This is a genomic window from Paenibacillus sp. YN15 (assembly GCF_003285005.1).
Classification (GTDB): domain Bacteria; phylum Bacillota; class Bacilli; order Paenibacillales; family NBRC-103111; genus Paenibacillus_AR.
The window spans coordinates 90,641-111,621 of record NZ_QMFA01000013.1; the positions used below are offsets into that span (position 1 = coordinate 90,641).

Annotated in this window: 22 protein-coding genes; 21 read left to right on the forward strand and 1 reads right to left on the reverse strand. The window is 57.2% G+C overall.

All coding sequences use genetic code 11. The features are described 5' to 3' along the window. The first annotated feature begins 8 nt into the window (after window positions 1-8). The 18 genes from DQG13_RS12735 to DQG13_RS12810 all read left to right on the forward strand — a co-directional run bounded on the left by DQG13_RS12735 (window position 9) and on the right by DQG13_RS12810 (window position 16,891). Complete coding sequence (locus tag DQG13_RS12735; RefSeq protein WP_397333966.1) at window positions 9-860, forward strand: glycosyltransferase family 2 protein; 852 nt, start codon at window positions 9-11, stop codon at window positions 858-860. After that, a complete protein-coding gene (locus tag DQG13_RS12740) occupies window positions 857-2,047 on the forward strand; it encodes a glycosyltransferase (protein ID WP_113020145.1) in 1,191 nt (396 codons plus the stop codon). The genes DQG13_RS12735 and DQG13_RS12740 overlap by 4 nt, the downstream gene beginning before the upstream one ends. Beyond that, on the forward strand, window positions 2,038-2,775 hold the full coding sequence (locus tag DQG13_RS12745) for a glycosyltransferase family 2 protein (RefSeq protein WP_113020146.1): 738 nt from the start codon (window positions 2,038-2,040) through the stop codon (window positions 2,773-2,775). The genes DQG13_RS12740 and DQG13_RS12745 overlap by 10 nt, the downstream gene beginning before the upstream one ends. A 24-nt stretch (window positions 2,776-2,799) precedes the next feature. Next, window positions 2,800-3,537: a sugar phosphate nucleotidyltransferase gene (locus tag DQG13_RS12750; protein ID WP_113020147.1), complete on the forward strand. Its 738-nt coding sequence runs from the start codon at window positions 2,800-2,802 to the stop codon at window positions 3,535-3,537. 35 nt (window positions 3,538-3,572) lie between these two features. After that, on the forward strand, window positions 3,573-4,745 hold the full coding sequence (locus DQG13_RS12755) for a CgeB family protein (RefSeq protein WP_258525651.1): 1,173 nt from the start codon (window positions 3,573-3,575) through the stop codon (window positions 4,743-4,745). A 28-nt stretch (window positions 4,746-4,773) separates the two neighbouring features. Beyond that, window positions 4,774-5,616, forward strand: coding sequence for an SDR family oxidoreductase (locus tag DQG13_RS12760; protein WP_113020148.1), 843 nt, complete (start codon window positions 4,774-4,776; stop codon window positions 5,614-5,616). A 19-nt stretch (window positions 5,617-5,635) separates the two neighbouring features. Continuing rightward, window positions 5,636-6,754 (forward strand): CgeB family protein, encoded by a 1,119-nt coding sequence (locus DQG13_RS12765; RefSeq protein WP_113020149.1) that lies wholly within the window; start codon window positions 5,636-5,638, stop codon window positions 6,752-6,754. A 99-nt stretch (window positions 6,755-6,853) separates the two neighbouring features. Next, window positions 6,854-7,288, forward strand: coding sequence for a hypothetical protein (locus DQG13_RS12770; RefSeq protein ID WP_113020150.1), 435 nt, complete (start codon window positions 6,854-6,856; stop codon window positions 7,286-7,288). A 634-nt stretch (window positions 7,289-7,922) separates the two neighbouring features. Next, complete coding sequence (locus DQG13_RS30545; RefSeq protein ID WP_146767147.1) at window positions 7,923-8,240, forward strand: hypothetical protein; 318 nt, start codon at window positions 7,923-7,925, stop codon at window positions 8,238-8,240. A gap of 467 nt (window positions 8,241-8,707) precedes the next feature. Then, window positions 8,708-10,384: a glycosyltransferase family 4 protein gene (locus tag DQG13_RS12775; protein ID WP_113020151.1), complete on the forward strand. Its 1,677-nt coding sequence runs from the start codon at window positions 8,708-8,710 to the stop codon at window positions 10,382-10,384. A gap of 4 nt (window positions 10,385-10,388) precedes the next feature. Continuing rightward, window positions 10,389-11,483, forward strand: coding sequence for a non-hydrolyzing UDP-N-acetylglucosamine 2-epimerase (gene wecB / locus DQG13_RS12780; protein ID WP_113020152.1), 1,095 nt, complete (start codon window positions 10,389-10,391; stop codon window positions 11,481-11,483). After that, on the forward strand, window positions 11,473-12,462 hold the full coding sequence (locus tag DQG13_RS12785) for a polysaccharide biosynthesis protein (RefSeq protein ID WP_113020153.1): 990 nt from the start codon (window positions 11,473-11,475) through the stop codon (window positions 12,460-12,462). The genes wecB and DQG13_RS12785 overlap by 11 nt, the downstream gene beginning before the upstream one ends. Then, the gene (locus DQG13_RS12790; RefSeq protein WP_113020154.1) at window positions 12,459-13,382 is read left to right on the forward strand and encodes an NAD-dependent epimerase/dehydratase family protein; all 924 of its coding nucleotides are present in this window, start codon (window positions 12,459-12,461) and stop codon (window positions 13,380-13,382) included. The genes DQG13_RS12785 and DQG13_RS12790 overlap by 4 nt, the downstream gene beginning before the upstream one ends. Window positions 13,383-13,399: 17 nt before the next feature. Beyond that, a complete protein-coding gene (locus DQG13_RS12795) occupies window positions 13,400-14,116 on the forward strand; it encodes a glycosyltransferase (protein WP_113020155.1) in 717 nt (238 codons plus the stop codon). A gap of 11 nt (window positions 14,117-14,127) precedes the next feature. After that, window positions 14,128-14,838 (forward strand): glycosyltransferase family 2 protein, encoded by a 711-nt coding sequence (locus DQG13_RS12800; protein ID WP_113020156.1) that lies wholly within the window; start codon window positions 14,128-14,130, stop codon window positions 14,836-14,838. A 19-nt stretch (window positions 14,839-14,857) separates the two neighbouring features. Then, window positions 14,858-16,087: a glycosyltransferase family 4 protein gene (locus DQG13_RS12805; RefSeq protein WP_113020157.1), complete on the forward strand. Its 1,230-nt coding sequence runs from the start codon at window positions 14,858-14,860 to the stop codon at window positions 16,085-16,087. Window positions 16,088-16,111: 24 nt separating this feature from the next. Next, window positions 16,112-16,288 (forward strand): hypothetical protein, encoded by a 177-nt coding sequence (locus DQG13_RS30755; protein ID WP_181592729.1) that lies wholly within the window; start codon window positions 16,112-16,114, stop codon window positions 16,286-16,288. Window positions 16,289-16,303: 15 nt separating this feature from the next. Beyond that, entirely contained in the window at window positions 16,304-16,891 is a 588-nt protein-coding gene (locus tag DQG13_RS12810; RefSeq protein WP_113020158.1) for a class I SAM-dependent methyltransferase, read from the forward strand. An 81-nt stretch (window positions 16,892-16,972) separates the two neighbouring features. Here the strand turns inward: DQG13_RS12810 and DQG13_RS12815 are convergent, their stop codons facing one another. Further along, window positions 16,973-17,605 (reverse strand): DUF1796 family putative cysteine peptidase, encoded by a 633-nt coding sequence (locus DQG13_RS12815; protein WP_113020159.1) that lies wholly within the window; start codon window positions 17,603-17,605, stop codon window positions 16,973-16,975. A 218-nt stretch (window positions 17,606-17,823) separates the two neighbouring features. Here DQG13_RS12815 and DQG13_RS12820 point away from each other — a divergent pair, with 218 nt between their 5' ends. The 3 genes from DQG13_RS12820 (at window position 17,824) to DQG13_RS12830 (ending at window position 19,719) form a co-directional block, all read left to right on the forward strand. Further along, the gene (locus tag DQG13_RS12820; RefSeq protein WP_258525661.1) at window positions 17,824-18,150 is read left to right on the forward strand and encodes a hypothetical protein; all 327 of its coding nucleotides are present in this window, start codon (window positions 17,824-17,826) and stop codon (window positions 18,148-18,150) included. A gap of 107 nt (window positions 18,151-18,257) precedes the next feature. Continuing rightward, a complete protein-coding gene (locus DQG13_RS12825) occupies window positions 18,258-19,319 on the forward strand; it encodes a glycosyltransferase family 4 protein (RefSeq protein WP_113020161.1) in 1,062 nt (353 codons plus the stop codon). 10 nt (window positions 19,320-19,329) lie between these two features. Next, a complete protein-coding gene (locus DQG13_RS12830) occupies window positions 19,330-19,719 on the forward strand; it encodes a hypothetical protein (protein ID WP_113020162.1) in 390 nt (129 codons plus the stop codon). Window positions 19,720-20,981 lie beyond the last annotated feature (1,262 nt).

The window sequence follows — 20,981 nt, forward strand, 5'->3', positions numbered from 1 at the left end:
ATTTGGAGGTGGCATATTTGGTCAAAGTTAAGCGCACCCGAAAAGGAGCAGCCCCGTTCCGGCGGAAGCCCGCCGCTTTGGAAATTCCGGCGGGGGGGCGGCCGCTGCCTATCCAAAACGCCGACCAGCCCAAGGTTTCCGTGATTATACCGGTCATGAACGAACGAAGATCCATTCAGGCAGTCATCCGGGCAGCCAGAAGCGTACATCCGGAGGCGGAGGTCATTGTGGTTTCCAACGGCTCCACAGACGGCACCCGCCAATTGGCGGAGGCTGCCGGGGCACGGGTTCTCTTCTTCCCTGAGCCGCTGGGCCATGACGTGGGAAGAAGCATCGGGGCCCATCACGCCAAGGGAGAAATTCTTGTTTTTACGGATGGGGATATTGTCATTCCGGGCAGCCGGCTGCGCACCTTCGTGACGGCGGTTGAGAATGGGGCGGATATTGCCCTGAACACTTATTCCGGGGCGGTAGACCAGATGCAGGTACACAGCGTCGTGCTGGCCAAATATGCGCTGAACGCCGTATTGGCCAAACCCGAGCTGAAGGGAATGTCCCTGACTGCCATTCCCCATGCCATGAGCCGGGAAGCGGCCAAGCGGATCGGCTTTGAGCATCTGGCTGTCCCTCCCTTGGCCCAAGCAATCGCCGCAGCCTCAGGCTTGAAGCTGGTGCCGGCCTGCTATGTGGAGGTGGGCAGCGCGAATCCCAAACGGCGGAGAAGGTGGAAGAACGGGCGGGACCCGCTGGAGGGGCTGATTCTGGGAGATCATCTGGAGGCCATCGGCTGGCTGCTGGAGCGCAACGGCCCCCGGGGACAGTTTCCCGACACGCCCAAACGAAGGGATGTGATCCGGTGAAAGCTGCAACCGCGACTGCAACAACCAGAGCGAAGAGAACCGCCCCCGGCTCCGCCAAAAGCCGCCGCCCGGCGCGCATATCGGCCCGCCGCTCTGCCGCCGGCAAGTCCGGCGCCAAAGCGGGACGTGCCCATGGGCGCAAGGCCTCCGCCGCCGCCGGATCACGGGCCAGGAGCAAGCGGACGGCAAGGCCGCAGCGCCTGGGCGCCCGGGCCGCCGGTTATGCCGCCGGCCGCTCCGCTCCCAGAGGCGTCTCCGCCGTCGGGAAGCTGGCTGCGGCGGCCAGCCGGGCCTGGTCCCGCTGGTGGAACGGCCGGTTCAAGAGCGGCCCGGGAAGATTATACATGCAGCATGCCAAGAGCTTCATGCGGGGTTATGGCCAGGCCTGCGGCCAGCCGCTCAGCCGGTTTATCCCGCTGCCGACGGAGAGGAGCGCATCCGCCGTAGTTCACGCCGCCGCAGGCGATCCGGCCGTCGGCGCTGTGCTGGAGCAGCTGGGGCGGCTGGCCTTGGATGAAATCATTGTTGTGGCAGGCAGCCTGCCGGATGACCTGCGGCGGCTCGTCCGGGAGCATCCCGCCGGTCCGGTGCTGATCCATTATCCCGAGCCGTTGGGTTATGGCGCAGGCAGGGCGGTGGGGGCCAGGTTCGCCGCATCGGATATTGTGCTGTTTCTGGAGGAGCATGAGCCGGTCCGGGCGGAGCAGCTTCTTCCGTTTATTGCTTCCATTGCCAAAGGCAATGATCTGGCGGTCTGCGGGATGCCCGGCCAGCGTGTGCCGTTCCGGAGCCGTGAGCCGGCCGCCATCCTGAAGGAATTTATGAATATGGCGCAAGGGCGCCGGGATCTGGGAACAGCCTCGCTGGAGCATTGTCCCCATGCTCTCTCCCGGAGAGCGATTGACCGACTGGGAGCGGCCAGTCTGGCTGTGCCGCCGGTGGCGCAAACCGCCGCCCTCCTCCAGGGACTCCGGGCGGCAGCGGTGCCCGCCGCCGCTCCTGCCCGGCGCGGAGGAGCGGGCATCCGCCAGGAAACCGCGGCCGCCTCCGTCCCAATGCCCGAGGTGCTGATGGGGGACCGGCTGGAGGCCTTCCACGAGCAAATCCGCGCCACCGGGCCGCGCTCCCGGTTCCCGGACCGCCTGCGCAAGCGGGATGCGGCAAAGGAGGCAGTCACATGCGAATGACCAGCATCATCATTCCCACCCGCAACGGACTGGAGCTTCTGACTCCCTGTGTGGAGGCTATCCGGACTTATACCGCCACGCCGCATGAAATCATTGTTGTGGACAACGGCTCTACAGACGGAACATTGGACTATTGCGTGCGGGAAAAGCTGGCTTTTGTTTCTTTTCCGGACAATGCCGGTTTTCCCGCCGCCTGCAATGCCGGTTTGAAAATAGCAATGGGGGATGCCTTGCTGCTCCTGAACAACGATGTGGTAGTGACTCATCGTTGGCTGGACAATATGCTGGATTGTCTGGACGCAAGCCCCGACATCGGCGCCGCCGGACCCCGCTCCAATTATGTCAGCGGCCGCCAGCAGGATGACGCGCCATACAGCACGATGGAGGAGTTTCACGCCTGGTCATTGGAACGCAACAGCCCCGACTCCTCCCGGCGCGTTCCTCTGGACCGGCTGGTGGGCTTCTGCCTTTTGTTCAAACGGGAGGTGATGGAGCGGATCGGCCTTCTGGATGAGCGGTTTTCGCCGGGACACTATGAGGATGACGATTACTGCTACCGGATCAGGCTGGCCGGGTTCCGGCTCATGATGGTGGGGGATGCCTTCGTGCACCACCACGGAAGCGCCAGCTTCCGGAAGCAGGACAGCGCGCTTCTCGCATCGCTGATTGAAGCCAATTACCGCAAATTTATGGATAAATGGGGGATTGATCCCCGCCAGTATATATGAGCATCTGAAAGGAGGAGAAGGCTGGTGAAAGGAGTCATTCTTGCGGGCGGCAAGGGTACGCGCCTTTATCCGCTGACGCGGGTCATCAATAAGCACCTGCTTCCCGTCGGGCAGCTGCCCATGATTATGCACGGGATCAACAAGCTCAAGGAAGCCGGCATTACAAGCATATGCATCGTAACGGGCAAGGAGAGCGCCGGACAGTTTGCGGAATTGCTGGGGAGCGGCTCCGAGTGGGGAGTTGCTCTTCATTATTGCATCCAGGATGACGCCGGGGGAATTGCCCAGGCACTGGGACTGGTGGAAATTTTCATCCTTCCCGGGGAAGCCTTCGTGGTGCTTCTGGGCGATAACCTGTTTGAGGCCTCCCTGTCGCCCTTCATGCGCGCATTCCAGGGCAAAACCGGCCAGGCGGCGGTGCTGCTGAAGGAAGTGGAGGACCCAAGACGCTACGGAGTCCCCCATTTGGCAGACGGCCGGATTACCCGGATTGAAGAAAAGCCGGAGAATCCGCCATCCAGCTTCAGCGTGACCGGCATTTATTTTTATGATGATGCGGTTTTTGAGATTATCCGGTCCATTCACCCCTCCAAACGGGGGGAGCTGGAAATAACCGATGTCAATAATGTTTATGCGGGACAGGGGAAGCTTTCCCATCATATTCTGGAGGGCTGGTGGATGGATGCGGGAACCTTCGAGTCCCTGGCGGCGGTTAACCGGCTGGCCGGCGGCTCCGGCGCAGCGGAGTCCCGCAAGGAATAACGGGGATCAATGAGAGGAAACGGAGGGATTATGCCATGAAACGGTCATTGAAGCGGCAGGTCCGGCGGCAGTCGCCTGTCCGGAAAACCCGCCCCAGCCCTTCAACAGCGGCACTGACACCAGCCGTAATGGAGGAGAGAAGAGCGGCCGGATTCCGGCTGGGCTTCGACTACGGCTACAGCTGGGGGAGAAGCCAAGCGGTTCTGCTCCAGGCGCCTCCCCAGGTGACGAACATATGGGATATCCGGGTATTATTCGTCATGTCCGGCAAAGGCGTCCCCTATTCTCCCATTGACCAGGCGATTTATGAGGCTTTGCAGGCCAATGTCAGAGAGTGTGCCGCCATTTCACCCGTTGGCCCCATTCTGGAGCTGGCGGATCAGGCGAGGCCGGACCTGGTGCTTGTCCTGGAGGGAATGGAGCTGCCTGTGGAAGTGGCGGATGGGCTGCGGATGCGGGGAATCCGGACGGCTGTCTGGTTCACCGACGATCCGTATTATGTGGATGTGACGGAAAAGCTTGCGGTTCATTACGATGATGTGTTTACCCTGGAGCTGAATTGTGTCCCCTTCTATCAATCCATCGGCTGCCCCCGGGTCCATTATCTGCCCCTGGGGGCAAATCCGGCTGTTTTCCGTCCCCAGCCTGTGCCAACCACCTACCGCCGGGACGTAAGCTTTATCGGCTCCGCCTATTGGAACCGGGTTTCCTTCGTCAACAGCATCCTGCCGGTGCTGGAGAACAGCAACTCCATGATCTCCGGATGGTGGTGGGAGCGGCTGCCCTCCGCGAAACGGCTGGGCCAGCGGCTTCAGTCCGGAGTCTGGCTGTCCCCTGAGGAAACGGCCAAATTTTATTACGGCTCCCGCATTGTGTTAAATGTGCACAGAGCCTATGACGACGAGTCCTACAACTGCAATGTCCGCAAAATTCCCGCATATTCGGTGAATCCGCGGACCTTCGAGATCGCCGCCAGCGGCGCTTTCCAGATGACCGATGAACGCAGCGATTTGCTGAACTTCTATACGCCGGGGGAGGAAGTGGTCACCTTTGCATCCCCGGAGGAATGTATGGAGAAAATCCGGCATTACCTGGCCCACGAGGATGAACGGCGGGAAATCGCCCTCCGCGGGCTCCGCCGGACATTGTCCGACCACACCTACCACAAGCGTATTCAATCGCTCCTGACCAGCGTGTTCACAGACTAATTTTATGAAGACAAGAGGCGGTGACAGAATGAAGCTGTTAATATTGGGGGGAAACGGGATGGCGGGCCATGTGCTGGTCCACTATTTCCGCCAAAGACAGGATTGGGAGGTGCTCTACACGTCCCGTGACGGTCGCGATTCCCATGCCCTGTATCTGGACGCCGGGGATGACGGGCAGGTAACGGCGCTGCTGGACCGGCTCCGGCCCGATGTGGTCATCAATGCTATCGGTATCCTGAACCGGGACGCGGAAGAGCATGAAAGGCTGGCGTATCAGGTAAACGGCCTGCTTCCCCATCTGCTCCGGCAGAAGCTGGGGGAGTGGGGCGGCAAGCTGGTGCATATCAGCACGGACTGTGTGTTTTCGGGAGAGCGGGGAGACTATACGGAGTTTGACCTGCCGGACGGGAGCTCCGTATATGCCGTCAGCAAGGCGATGGGCGAGGTCCGGCATCCTCCGCATCTGACGGTCCGGACCTCTATCGTGGGGCCGGAAATCCGCAGCAGCCGGATCGGCCTGTTCGACTGGTTTATGTCCCGGCAGGGTGTGGTCAAGGGTTATACCGAGGTGTATTGGAACGGCGTCACCACTCTGCAGCTGGCCAAATCCGTAGAGCGGATGCTTGCCGCCGGCATCTCCGGACTGGTCCACCTGACCGCCCCCCAAAAAGTAAGCAAATATGAGCTGTTATGTTTGTTTAAGGAAATCTTCGGCAAAACCGATGCGGTCATTGTGCCCGACGGCCACTTCCGCCAGGACCGTACGCTCCGCTGCACCAGGGAAGATGCCGCGCTTGCGGTGCCGGAGTACCGGATTATGCTGGCCGAGCTGCGGGACTGGATGGAATCCGATCCATCCCGGTACATCTGAAGGGGCGGAGGGGATACGCATGAGCAAACGAAAAAGGCGGCAGAAACCCGGGCCGCCCGCCTTGAGCTATGAAACCGGCTATGCCGCCGGGCGCTCCCACGGCTACCGGACCGGCTGCTGCCAAAGTGTCCTGGATACTGTCAATCCGCCGGCTTATCCGGTGCTTCCGCTCCGGGTGCTGTACATTCGGCAGGGTTTTGAAGCCATTGACCGGGGGGTGGAGGAGGCGCTCTCCGCCCTTGCCGCCGAGCTGCATACAGGCAATCCCGGGGACCTGTACCGTCTGGCGTCCGAGCTTCGTCCCGATCTGGTGCTGGTTATGAACGGGCTTCATGTGTTCCCCGAGAATCATCTGGAGATGGTCGCCCAGGTACGCGCACAAGGTATCCGGACGGCGGTATGGTTTGCCGATGATCCGTATTTTACGGATTACACCCCCTCCATCGCTGCCCAATACGATTATGTATTTACCCATGAGCTTAGCTGTGTGGAGCTGTACCGGCAGGCAGGCAATCCCCGGACCCACTATTTGCCCATGGCCACTTCTCCTGCCATTTACCGTCCCATGGCGGTGGAGAACCGGTATCACAGCGATATCTGCTTCATCGGCAACGGCTTTCCCAACCGGATCGCGTTTTTTAATGAGCTTACCCCTTTTTTGGCCCGGCACAAAATTGTTATTATCGGCGCTTTATGGGAACGGCTGGCCGGATATGAGCGGCTGGCGGAGAACATCCGGCTGGCGTGGACGCCGGTGGACGAGACAGTCAAGTTCTATAACGGAGCCAAGCTGGTGATCAATTTGCACCGTGGCGCCGTAGACCCTGTTTACAGCAAAAACGCCAGGCAAATCGAAGGCCGCTCCGTCAACCCCCGCACCTATGAAATTGCCGCCTGCGGGACCCTTCAGCTGACGGATGTCCGGGAGGATCTGGCCCTGCATTATGTGCCGGGTCAAGAAATTATCCCTTACGCATCCGCTGCCGAGTTTGTGAGTCTGGCCGATTACTATCTCCGGCATGAGGCGGAGCGGAACCGGATCGCTGTCCGCGGGCTTCGCCGCACCATCCTCGACCACTCCTTCCGGTCCAGATTGTCGCAGCTGTTGGCCGTTGTGTTTGAACCGGAACAGGTGTAGGAGATGAATGGCCTTTTTTCGGCCCGCTGGATGGATGTCCACTCTTTCATGCTACTCTAGCATATGCTACATGAGAAAGCATGGAAGGGGGTGAAAAACATGGCAATTTTCTTAGATCAACAAGTATCCCAAAACGCCAGCACATCCGGAGCCATTGCCGTTCCCGTCAGCACTACGCCTACACTGTTCGGCACGCTCGGCTTGAACGTGTCCGGAGCAGGAGCCAATCTGCGGGTGCACTTTACCGCCACCGTCACCGTAAGCGGCTTGGTCACCGTCCTGACGCCCATTACCATTGACATCTTCCGGGTAGTCGGCGGGGTTTCAACGCTGATTTTTTCGGTAACGGAAAACCTGCCCGTGGGCACCTTGATTCTGTCCCAGAATGTGGTGACCGCCAACGGTGTGGATTACCAACCGCCCAATGACGGCTTTATCGTCTACCAGGCCTTCGTCAGCACTCCCGGCGTTCTGGCTGTGTTCCCGACGAGAGTCGGGCCGGAGAGCTTCAATGCCGAAGCCTATTCCGACTGATAGAATGCAAAAGGCTCCGCCAAGGGCTCGCCCCAGCGGGCCTTTTTTTGCGTGGGGGCGGGTTTGTATGGATTAGGGTAGGCAAGTATGGAGGAGTGTGTGCAAGTGACAGCAGTATGTACGTTTCTGGCAGGTTAGCTGCTGGCTATCTATTTGTAGCGGAACTCAGCGACCCTTATTGCGGCAAAAATGGGGGCGGAAAGAGGCTGCGGCGGGGGATAAGGGCTCCTCAGTTCCGTCGCGATACGAATAAGCTCCAAAAGCTGCTTTAAGAGCGGCTGAGTTCCGTTATCGGCAGCTAAAACGGGGCAGTTGCCCAAATAGCGGAAAGGAGCCTTTCGCTATTGGCACGATATAGCGGACAATCCCTATCCGCTATCTTGAACATAGCTGGCTGGCGGGCTATCTCGCGGGGAATTGCACACGGAGGAGTGGCGCAAACGGAAGGAAACGGATAGTTAGTGTATACGGAGGCTTTGGGCAAACGGGAGATTTTTGTGCATGCAGGGTTTTTGTGCCGATAACGGGCATATGCGGAGGGATTGGCGTCCCGGCGGGCATAGGATAAGGTAGCTTAGAAAAACGCTGGCGGGCCCTGCCGCCCCCGGCAGTTCCAATACGTGGAGGTAGACGCATGAAAGCAAAACGTCTGAAAAAGAGCCAGCGGACTAAAAGGATAAACCCGCATGCCCCGAAGATAAGGGCCAAACGAAGCAAAGCAGTCAAAGGAGCCCACAAAACCGCAAAGTCAGCTCCCAGAGCCGCCAAAGCCACCAGAGCCGCCAAACCGGCCACCAAAGCCACCAGAGCCGCCAAACCGGCAAAAAGACGCCAAAAGGGCGGCGGGATGTCCCGCCAGGAGCTTCATGCCTTCAACAACGGCTACGATACCGGTTTTTCCCAGGGCTTTGCCCAGGGAATGCAGGATGGACAGAGCTTTTTGGCCCCGTAGGCTCCCGGGCTGCGGACAAGTGGCCAGCCACACCGCCGGCCATCCCGGCTACACTGCCGCTCCCCCAGCCACGCCACCACTTCTCCCAACCATCCCCCTTATAAGCGGGCCCGCAAGCACCGGCCCAAAAGTCTCCATGAAGCGGCGAACAAGGATTGGCGGAAGGATCACCCCTTCCGCATCCCTGGTTCGCCGTTCTTTTTACCCCCTCCATATGGGCTTCCACCCCTCCGAAGGTGAAGGACAGACCGGGCCATTCCAAAATTTGTACGTATGCCGGAGGGTCAACTGTCGTGCCCAGTAGGTTGTCTCCCTAATATATTGTACTATTCGCAGAATACCCGCTAAATGCCGATGGGGTCTGTGCGTCGAAGGGGCTGCGGCTGACGGAGACCGGATTTCCCAGCGGAAAGCCTTGCCGGTTTTCGCCTGTGCGCAAAACTCTCAGGAGGTGAGATACGCCAAACATGACCGCCATCCGGTTGAACATCATGCTGTTTTCCCACATATGCTCCGACACGCATATTACCGGAGCGGAGAAGCTTCTGTTGTTTTGTGCGACGGAGCTGCGGGGCAGCCACAACTGCACCTTGGTTGTGCCCAACGAAGGGCTGCTTGCGGCGGAAGCCAGAGCAAGAGGCATCTCCACCATTGTGGTTCCCTACCCCAACTTTTATGAAGTGTATTCGCCGGGTCCTTATTTTCGTCAGGAGCTGGAAGGCTTCATCCGGAATAACGGCGATGCCGTCCAGTCGCTTCTGACATTGCTGCTGGAGCAGCGCCCGGACATGGTCATCGTCAACACCTGTGTCAATCTGATGCCGGCCTGGGTTTCCCGCTCTCTGGGGATTCCCGTCGGCTGGATGATGACCGAGCAGATTCAGAGCACCAGCTATACGTCCTCTTCAACAGAAATCATCAGCGCGTATTCGGATTGGATCATCGGGATATCCCACGCAGCCCTCCAGCCCTTCCGGGGAACTCCGGGGGAGGGCAAGATCCGCATTATGTACCCCTCCTGGAATGAGGCTGAGCTGGAGCGGGAGATGTGGCCCGTCTACCGCAGTGAAAAGCGGGCGCTCATCGGCTGGAATGATGCCCACCGGGTGATCGGATACGTATCCTCGGATATTTATCCCAACAAGGGGCTGGAGCATTTTATCCAAATGGCCATTGAACTGGGAGTGACTTACCCTAATCTGCGGTTTATGGTGGCGGGCAAGCTGACGGATGTGGGTTATTACGCCAAATGCCTGGAGCAAATCCGGCTGTCGGGGCTCCTGGGGCGCTTTTATTTTCACCCGTTCGAAATGCAGATTCAGCAAATTTATCCGGCTATGGATATTCTGGTTATCCCCAGCCTGATTGAAGAGGGCTTCGGCATGACCGCGCTGGAGGGACTGATCTTCGGCAAAATGGTTGTGACGTACTCCTCCGGCGGGCTGGGCGAAATTATGACCCTCACCGGCAACCGCAGCTATCTGGTGGAGAAGGGCGATGTCCGGGGATTGATCGACACAGTGGGTTCCCTTCTGACCAAAGGCGATTTCGTCCAAAGCTGGGGCGTCCGCAACAGCATCGCAGTGGAGAAGGCCTTCGGTATCGACTCTTACCGGGGAAGGCTGGGGGATTGGCTGCAGGAGGTGGCCCTGACCCTTCCGGTCCTTGGTCCCCGGCCGCTGCCCCAGGAGGCGCTTCTGCAAAAACCGCCCTTGCTGCTGAAGGGAGCGGCTCCCGCCGTGTATCTGGTGGAAAACGGCTGCCGGTATCTGTTTTCCGAAGAGTCCGTATTTTTGGGGCGGGGCTTCCGCTTTCACGAGGTGCTGGCCCTGGATGACGGCTATCTGGGGCGGATTCCCATGGGCGGCGTTCTGGGCACCGGCCAGCCTGCCCTCCCCGCTCAATCGTCCCGGCGCCATGGGCGCAGGGCAAAAGCGGGCTCCCGCCGCCGGCGGGGACGGGGCCGCACGCTGAAGGCCTGGAAGGGCAAGAGCCAAAAGCTCTCGGCCAGAAAGAAGAGGTCCGCCCCGGCCAAAGGCAAGCGTTTATCCTCCAAAGCCGTCAGACGCAAGGGAAGCAGGGCTGCAGGCTCCCGACGGAACACCGGTTACTCCGGACGGCGGAAAATCAAAAAAAGCGGGTGATAGTATGAAAATCCTCACGGTTCTGGGCACCAGACCGGAAATTATCCGGCTCTCTCTGGTGATGAAAAAGCTGGATCAGCTTGCCTCCAAACACATCATTGTTCACACGGGGCAAAATTTTACCTACTCCTTAAGCGAGGTATTCTTCAGGGAGCTGGGCCTGCGGAAGCCGGATTACATGCTGTCCGACAAGCAGGAATCTCTCGGCAGCCAGATGGCCATCATGTTTCAGCGGATCGAGCAGATTCTGCAGGCGGAGAAACCCGACAAGGTGCTTCTTCTGGGGGATACCAACAGCGCTCTGTCAGCCATTCTGGCGGAGCGGATGGGGATTCCGGTGGTTCATATGGAAGCGGGCAACCGCTGCTTCGACCTGTCCGTTCCCGAGGAGAAGAACCGCCGGGTGATTGACGCCATTTCCTCCTACAATATGCCGTATACCAGACAAAGCAAGGATCATTTGGTGCGGGAGGGTTTTCCCAGCCACCGGATTATTCTTACCGGAAACCCCATCTACGAGGTTCTGCTGCATTATCAGGACCGGATCGAAAAAAGCACAGTTATGGAGACGCTGGAGCTGGCGTCCGGACATTATCTCCTGGCTACTGTCCACCGGGCCGAGAACGTGGACCGGCCTGCGCCCTTGCGGGAGATTATGGAGGGGCTGAACCGGATCGCCAAAAACACAGCTATGCGGATCATTCTCTCCGTCCATCCGAGAACCCGCTCCAGGCTGGCGGCTGTGAGCGATCTGAAGCTTCATCCGCTGGTGGAGCTTCATGAGCCCTTTGGCTTCTTCGACTTTGTGAAGCTGGAGCAGCACGCGGCCTGCGTCCTGACGGACAGCGGAACGGTTCAGGAGGAATGCTGCATCTTCCGGGTGCCGACGGTTACGGTGCGCAACAGCACGGAACGTCCGGAGACAGTGGACTGCGGCAGCAATGTGGTATCCGGGGTGGACGCGGATTGCATCGAAAGCGCGGCCCAGGTGATGATGGCGGCACCAACCGATTGGGATTGCCCGCAGGGTTATCTGGATACGGATGTATCCGCCAAGGTTGTCAAATTTTTATTGGGAGGGAAAGGGTATGTTTCGTGACAAGAGAATTTTGGTGACAGGCGGCACCGGCTCCTGGGGGTATGAGTTGGTCAGGCAGCTGCTGGATTTTGAACCCAAGGAGGTCATCATCTTCTCAAGGAACGAATCCAGCCAGGTGGCTATGCTGCGCACCTTCGAGGACCGCAGACTGACCTTCATCATCGGGGATATCCGGGATAAGGAGGCGCTTAGCCGGGCATGTGTACAGATTGATTACGTGTTCCACCTGGCTGCGCTGAAGCATGTGCCGGTGTGCGAGGAGCAGCCGTACGAAGCCATGAAAACCAATGTGCTGGGCACCCAGTATGTGATTGAGGCGGCCATCGAAAACAAGGTGAAGAAGGTAGTCTACATCTCCACCGACAAAGCCGCCAACCCCTCCAATTTCTATGGCATGACCAAGGCCATCGGCGAAAAGCTGATTATCCACGCCAATCTGCTTCAGGGAGATACGGAGTTCGTCTGCGTCCGGGGCGGCAACGTGCTGGGCACCAACGGCAGTGTCATTCACCTGTTCATGAAGCAGATCCGGGAAAAAGGCCGGGTCGGCATCACCGATATGGCCATGACCCGCTTCTTCCTGACCCTGCAGGAGGCCATCAGCCTGCTGTTTAAGGCGACGGAGGCCAGCATCGGCGGGGAAACCTTCGTAATGATGATGCCCACGTGCAAAATCACGGATCTGGCCCAGGTATTGGGAGAGTCCATGGGCAAGCCGGATGTGGAAATGGTGGAGCTGGGCGTCCGGCCGGGGGAAAAGATCCATGAAATTCTGCTCACCGAATTTGAAAGCCAAACAACGGTCCTTTTTGACGAGCAATATCTGGTGATTCTGCCTACGCTGGAGATTCCCGGCATCAAGGAGCGGTATGCATCTTATCCCAAAGCGCAAATCAGCAGCTTCTGCTCCAGCCAATCCCTCATGTCCAAGGAACAAATCCGCGAGCTCCTGATTAAGGGAGGCTTCCTTGCCCAATGAAGGAGCGCACGGTGTTGATTACGGGGGCAGGCGGCTTTACCGGCCGCCATGCCTGCCGGCATTTCGCCGCACACGGCTATTCGGTAGCCGCAGCCGTCCGGAGGGAGGACGGGGAGCCGATTGAAGGCCGGCTCCATATCTGCGATCTGACCGACAAGGCGGCGGTGAAACGGCTGGTGGAGGAGACGAAGCCCCGCTTTGTGCTCCACCTGGCCGGGCGGAATGCTGTTGCCGATTCGTGGAAGGACCCGTTGGGCTGTATGGAGGCGAATCTTCTGTCCACCCTGTATCTGCTGGAGGCCTTGCGGGGGCTGGAGTATTGCCGGCTGTTGGTGGCCGGCTCCATGCTGGGCTTCGACCTGGCCGATTCGCCCCAGCCCTTGCATCCCTACAGTCTGGCCAAAACCATGCAGGTGCTGATTGCCCAGGCCTGGAGCTTCCTGTACAGCCAGGAGGTGCTGGTGGCCAAACCCTCCAATCTCATCGGCCCCGGCCGCTCCAATGGAATCTGCGGGCTTCTGGCCGCCCGGATCGCCCGGTGGGAGAAAGGAACGGATACTTCCAGCTTTTGCCTGTCATCCTGGCATGAAAAGCGGGATTATCTGGATGTCCGGGATGCGGTAGCCGCGTACCGCGTCATTCTGGAATCCGGCCAGTCCGGCGCTGTTTATCCCGTCTGCTCCGGCGCCATGCGTTCCTTGGGCGATCTGGTGGAGACCTACAGGGGACTGACGCCCCTTACCCTTCCCATCGAGGTGGGGAACACTCCGCCGCTTCCGCCGCCGCTGCCCATGGATGCCTCCCTGACCGGTCGCCTAGGCTGGTCACCGGCCATCCCCTTCACCCAATCCCTGTCGGACGCCCTTGATTTCTGCAGGGAGGACCTGACCCGGCAGTCTTGCCCGCCGCAACAGACATAAAGAGGAGGAACCATGCCATGCTTCCCAGAGTGACCATCGTCATTCCCTTTTATAACGACCCCTACGTGGAACAGGCTATCTCCAGCGCCCTTGAACAAACCTATCCCAATCTGGAGATCATCGTAGTGGATGACGGCTCCACGCTGTATCAGGACAGAATCAATCCCTTCGTGTCCCGAATCCATTATTTGGGCAAGGCCAACGGAGGGACGGCCAGCGCCCTCAACCACGGCATTCGGATGTCTACCGGCGATTATATCGCCTGGCTCAGCTCCGACGATTTGTTCTATCCCCACAAAATCGCCCGCCAGCTGGCTTTTATGCAGCATTATAATTCACTCTTGTCCTTCACCGCCTTCGACCAGATCAACGAGTGGGGGCACGTGACCGCTTATGCCCAGGCCGTCCGCTATTCCAGCCAAAGCGAATTTATCCGGGCCTTCTCCACCTGCGATCCCATTAATGGCTGTACCGTCATGTTCAAAAGGGAGCTGATAGCGCGGGTGGGGATTTTCGACGAAAGCCTGCGGTATACCCAGGATTACGAGTATTGGATCAGGGCGCTCTTGTCCGGCGTGAACATTCACTTCCTGGATGAACCGCTGACCAAGTACCGCTGGCATGGCCAAATGGGAACCATGCGGTTCCGGCCGCAGATTATGGAGGAAGTCCAGGCTGTGCAGAATACTTTCCGCCACCGGCTGGAGGCGCTGGCTCTGGCAACGCCTTATTGAGGAGGTGTGGCATGAATCCGAAAGTAACGGTTGTCATTCCTTTTTACAATTGTCCTTATATCGGGCGGGCCATCCGGAGCGTGCTGGATCAGACCTATCCCAACCTGGAGATTATCGTGGTGGATGACGGATCGGTCCGGCATACGGAGCTGATTGCGCCATATATGGAGCGCCTCCGTTACTTCCGCAAAGCCAACGGCGGAACAGCCAGCGCCATGAATGCGGGGATTCTGAATGCCACCGGGGAGTATGTGGCCTGGCTCTCCTCCGACGATATGTATAAGCCGGATAAAATCCGGCGCCAGCTGGAGGTTATGGAGTTTTGGAAGGCGGACTTTTGCTTTACCGCCTACGCGGTGATGGATAAGGATGATGTGATTACAGAGAGCTTCGCGGGAACGCCCCTTTCCGCTCCGGGGGATATTTACCGGCTGCTGGCGCTGTACAATCCCATTAACGGCTGTACCATGATGTGCAGAAAGGAGGTTTTCGGCAGATGCGGCTTGTTCAACGAAAGCCTGCCGTATACCCAGGATTACGAGATGTGGCTGCGGCTGGCGGTCAGCGGCGTCAAGCTGCATTATTTGCCGGAGGCGCTGACGATGTACCGGTTTCATGACCAGATGGGGTCCATCCGCTACCGGCCGGAGCTGCTGGAGGAATTCTTCCGGGTGCAATCCGTCTATAAGGAACGGATGCAGCGATTGCTTGAATGCCTGTAACGGCAAGGAGGAACCATGGATGAAAGTTCTGTTGGCGACATATTGGCTGATTCCGCATATCGGCGGCGTATGGACCTTCATGAACCAGATCAGGAACAGGCTGGAGCGGATGGGGCATGAGGTGGATCTGCTGGGGAACAGTCCAGATTACAAATACTTCCACATCTATAACAAAGGGCTATCCCTGGATAAAGAGCATCTGCTTCCCATGCTGGGAACGAAGCTCGGCCAGAGCCTCGCTCCCCATCTGTTCGAGCAGCCGGTGATTTGGCAGAACGAATTTGACCGCTACTGCCTGGAGCTCTCCGCCGCCTACTTCGGGTTGGAGAAATACGATGTCATCCATACCCAGGATGTCATCTCGGCCCGTGCCCTGGCCCGGGTCAAGCCGAAACGGACGCCGCTGGTGTCCCATATTCACGGCTCGGTAGCCACCGAAATGTTTTCCCACTTCAAGATGCATCCGGAGCTGGGCATTCATGAGAATAGCCCGGCCTATAACTATTTCAAGGCGATGGAATATTACGGGGCTTCCGGAACGGACCTGTCCATTACGGCCAACCATTGGCAGCGCAATATGCTGATTTCCCAATTCGGGGTATCTCCTGAAAAGGTGGCTGTGTTCCAATACGGGCTGGATGCGGAGCCGTTCTGGGCCAACTTTGCCGCCGGCACCAACATCCGGCGTCCTCCAGGGAAAAAGGTCATTATTTTCCCGGCCCGCCTGGTTTTTATTAAGGGTGTCCATGTTTTGATCGAAGCCTTGGCCACATTGAAGCAGGCCCGGTCAGATTGGGTATGCTGGATCGCGGGGGACGGAGACCAGCGGGCGGCTCTGGAGGAGCAGGCCCGCAGGCTCGGCCTTCAGCAGGAGGTGGCTTTTTTGGGCAATCGTTTGGATGTGCCCGGTCTGCTGGGCCAATCGGATATATTTGTCCATTGCTGCCTGCAGGATAACCAGCCTTTTTCGGTTATGGAGGCGCAGATGGCGGGTCTGCCTGTGCTGGTTTCCTCCGCCGCCGGTTTGCCCGAAATGGTGGAGCATGGGGTGACCGGACTGATCTCCCCGGTGGGAGACAGCGTAACGCTCTTCCAGCAGCTGAATGCACTGCTGGAGAATGATGCGTACAGAATCAGGCTGGGGAAGCAAGCCCAGAGCTGGGCCCAGTCCCACTGGTCTTTGGATTTGATGATCTCGCGTCTGTTGGAGGTGTACGGGAAGGTGATCGAGGCCTCAGGCAGGGCCTGACAGCGGATTGGAGGAGGTTTTGGCATGCAGGATGACAGGTATAAGGTGCTGGGGGATTTGTATAACCGGATATTTGTGACGCAAAGCAGCAGCCAGGGTCTGACGGTGGATTATTACGTATGGAACCGGATCTTTTCCGGCCTGCCCAAGGGTTACCAGCTTCCGGATATGGCCGTTTATACCTTTTTACCGCATAAATGAGGGGAGGATCAAGCAGTGAACAACTATTGGGAGCATGTCGATCCAAGGAATTTTTTGCAGTCGGCCAATGAGGGGTATTACAAGCCGGTCCGGCAGCTGTACAGGTCTTTGCTTGACCAATTGAAGATCTCCAGAATGCTGGAGGTGGGATGCGGTCCCGGCGTGGATTATGTCGGCGCTGTAAACAGCCGGCCTGCCATTGACTATACCGGTGTGGACATGACCCAGAATATGGTGGATTACTGCACCCGCCAATACCCCGGAGGCAAATTCATAAAGGGCGATATTCACCGCCTGCCGTTTCAGGACGGGAGCTTCGAGCTTGTGTACTGCAAGGATGTGCTGAACCATCTGGAGGATTGGGGAGCCGGGTTCTCCGAGCTTTACCGGGTCAGCTCCAAATATGTATTGGTTAATTTCTTCTATGGATTGGGCTCCACCACCTTCACCGGCGTGGAGCATCACGACGGCTTTATCAACCATTGGGTGGATTGGAATGAGGTGATGACGCAGATTTTTGCCTTCATGCCCGTAGCCATCAATATTTATCCTCTGGATTGCAACCCCAATGAAGAAACGATGATTCTTCTCCAGAAGAAATAGAAAACATAATCGGCCAGCGCCGCCGCCGGAATTGAAACTGCCGGGGAAGCGCTGGCCGATTGTGTGAACGAAAGACTGCTTTCAGGAAATCCGCAGCTGAACGCCGCTTAGGATGTGCTCCCAATAGTGGTGGTTTCCTTCCCATTTGTCCTGATCGGGAAGCCGGATGGAGCAGGTTCTGCGCAGGGGCCAGTCGTTTTCCACCAGGGTTTGCACATTGAGGTCATGCTGGATCAGGAGCACCTTGAAATCCTTCTTCACCAGGCCGGCGAGGACCGCCTCCAGCTCCACAGCCTGATCATAGGTTCCTTCTGTCCGGATAAACAGAATGTGATCCGCCGTTTCCATTTTCTCCAGGAAGCGGGCCACTCTGCGGTCGTACTTGGCTTTAATTTCAGGATAGGCAGCCAGGTGGGGCGGGAAATTATTGGCGGTGAAGAAATCGTGGTTGGACAAAAAGTTGTACTGCTGCTCCAGCACCAGATACAGCTTGTCGCTGGCATTGCCTACTACCTTCAGATTGGGATAGTCCATAAATCCGGCAAACCGGTTGGCCAGCAGCCGGCTAACGTCCGACAGGTTGTAGGAGGCCATCCAGTCCAGCACGCCTGCATAGGGCCGGAGATTGAATCTTTCCAATTGCATGGCAGCCAGGCACAAATCGCCCAAGCTGAATATGGCGTCATATTCACCCTTCAAATCTTCCAGCTTCACGTCGGCTCGCTCCTTTATTGATTATGATGCCTTCCTATACACAGTAAATGCGCCGGTTATGCCCGGTGATTGTACACTCACAGAAATAAGTTTGGGTTTTCCCCCTCCATGTATGCCCTGCCGTTGTCCGCCCTTCCGCATAAAGTAATAAGGAATAGCGAGAAAAGCTCTGAAGGCTCCATTTGTCCCTATAAAAGGAGGTTGTCGGCTTGTCCATCATGCGTTTGGAAACACTGGCAGGCGGAAAAATTGACTCCAACTATATTACGTCCATGGACTTGTCGGTGCAGAATCTGGGAGCGGAGGGGTTCGACGTTCTCTTGCATATGTACTATAACGGCGCAGTCGGATATGTGGCGCTGCATCATGTTCCCGCTTACGGCTCTGTTTGGATACCGGACATTCCCACCAATCTGATCCCTTTTTCCATGCTGCTGGTGACCAATATCAATTCGTACAATACTACGGGAATTATTACTTATGCCAAGCTGAACGGCAATGTGGTGGCCGTTTACAGCCAGGAGGATTTTATTCGGATGCCTTGAGAGCTTTCCGCAGGAAAGCTTGCTTCGAAAGCATCGGCTAAGAGCTTTCCGCAGGAAAGCTTGCTTCGTAAGCATAACCTTTCGCCGCAGGAGGGGAGCCCAACGTTATGAAGGTGCTGTTTGTATATTATGTGCCCAGCGGAGGTGTGGAGACGCTGAACCGGGAGAGGTGCCGGGCCCTCCGGAATTATGGCATCGAAGGGCATTGCCTGTACTACCGCTGGGGAGCGGGATTGCAGAATTCCACCGATTTCCCGGTCTATGTCACCACGGATGACATTGCAGTCAAGCATATTCTGGATTCCCATCAGTTCGATGCCATCGTCGCCGTAACGGACCACATGTCCTTTCCGCGCTTACGCCTCTTGGGCTATACCGGCAAGCTGGTGCTGGAAATCCAGGGTTACGGGCCCAAGCATGTAGCCCGAGAGCAGTTGACCTTGGCGGCGCCTTATATCAATGCTTATGCCAACGGGCTGCTGAATCCATGCACCCCCCATATTGACGCGCTGTTTGCGGAGCTGTTTCCCACCAAGCCCCAATTCCGGTTCAACAATTGCTTCGACTATACCCGCTTTACCTACCGTCCGTCGCCCAAGCATGATGCGCCCATTATAGCCTGGCTGGGGCGGATTGAGGACAACAAGAACTGGCGGGAGTTCCTGCACATCGGCCATCAGCTGGCGAAGCATGTTCCCGATCTAAACATGTGGATGTTCGAGGATCATACCCTTTCCTCCCCGGAGGAGCGGGAGAAATTCATGGAGCTGATCAGCAAGTTGGACCTGGGCCGGCGGCTGACCCTGCGCTCCAATGTGCCCCATGCCCAGATGCAGCATTATTTTTCCGTCATCGGCGATTCCGGCGGTTTCCTGTGCTCCACCTCGAAGGTGGAGGGAGCGCCGTATGCGCTGCTGGAGGCCATGAGCTGCTGCTGTCCCGTCCTGACCAGCAACTCCGACGGTGTATCCACCTCCATCTACCATAACCTGACGGGCAAGTATTACCAGCTGGGAGATATTGCCCATGCCGTTGCCGAGGCGAAGGAATTAATGGGCAACGGGAAGCTGCGGGAGGCGATCCGGGTCGGCGCCCAGCAGCATGTGGTGAATAACTTTAACCCGGACCTGTACTGCAGCCAGTTTATTGCCATGCTTCAATCCTTGTGAGGTGATGACCATGTACAAAAAATCCGGCTATAAAACGGAAGCGAAAAAAGGGGAGTTTCAGCCTTTCCCTGTTGGGGAGAGCGAAATTGTGCTCACTTCTGTCACCCTGTCCGGTCTTGTGCCGGCGGACCGCATTATGCTTTTGTTGGAGATCGGCTGGGATAAGCCGGTAACCTGGGATATGGGGGAGCTGGAGGTCAAAATCCGCAAATATTCCGCCTCCGGCCCCATCGTCTACCAGATGACGGAGGCTTGCTTCTTCAAGGCCCATACCCGCACCAAGTATGAGGAAGGCGGGGAAGCAGGCCAGGTTTCCTACTTTCTGACCGTCCGCTCTCCCGAATTGAAGGCCCGGATTGTGGGGCCATATAGCCTGGAGGGAGCGGTATACGGCACGTAAGTGGAGGTGCCCGGCGCATCCTTGTCCGGCGAAACCTTGCTGCAAGCAGAGAAAACGGCCCGTTGCGGGCCGTTTTTGCGTTTGTTCACATATCAGAAAGTATTAAATTCCGAGGAGAGGGAGCCCTTTTTACTTTGTTGGAGGGGGGGGATTGTTACCGGCTTACAGCCCCGCTGCGGCAACTGTCTGCCCCTTGCGGATTCTAACGGAGGCAAAAGACCTTATTTTGCCGAAAAACGGTGTTTGGAAATTCTAACGGCGGTGGGAGACGGTATTTGGAGCTTTTCCGTCCCTCCGCATGATCGTTGCCGCAAATAGCGGCTGTAGCCGCCGTTAGAAGATTGGAACCGCTCTTTTGGGACAAATAGCGGCTCTGACCGCCGTTAGAAAGCGGGGGAACCGCCTATGTCTCACCAACTGCAGAGCATAGCGGATCATCCAACCCATAATCACCCGATCACCACCGATGCCACCGATGTAAGCGCCACGCCGGTAAACCTGCCAGTCTGAAAGACGGAAGCTCCCATTTTTTTAGAATATCAGTAACTACCATTGTCCTCGCCTCCGTAGCATCGACCAATGTTATCATGCAAAAGTGCAGTTATTTTTAGGCGCTAACCCTCTATCTCGCTCTCATAATGCAAAAGTGCACTTATTTTCGCTTAAAACCGCCAAAAGGCTAAAATTCGCGTGAATAGATGTACTTTTGCATTTAGACCCTCCATTCCAGCCGCTGACCCATAAAATAAATGTACTTTTGCATTATCGATCCTCCATATTATTCCACATCCCCAATATCCCGCCACTATCTACCATACATCGGAGATGTTGTCGCTAAAAGCGGATAACAGCAATGTGGAATTGGAAGCGGAATGTGCCCGCGGCAGACAATGAGGGCTTCTGAGTCCCTTTAAAACATCATTTTTCCAAAGAGATAGCTGAGTAGTTACATAATCGCTGGGGGAAGGGAGCCCTTTCGAAGTGGGGCGCTTTCCCTCGGGTGGTGGGGTGATCTGAAAGTGTGTAAGCGGCAAAACAATGTCTGTTATTTGCATGAAAGGCGGAAAATCGACCGAATAGCGACATGAAATGTCTGCTAAGGGCTTCATTTTCAGTGGGAATCAGGGTCTTTTGGAGGACATTGCCGATATTTTATTTGTTGCCCGCTATCATGCACTCACCTGATGAATCCCTGTTTGAATCAGAGGCGGCGGGTAGAACGCTTCGACTGCGGCTATGCAAACATAAACCTGGGTGGGCAT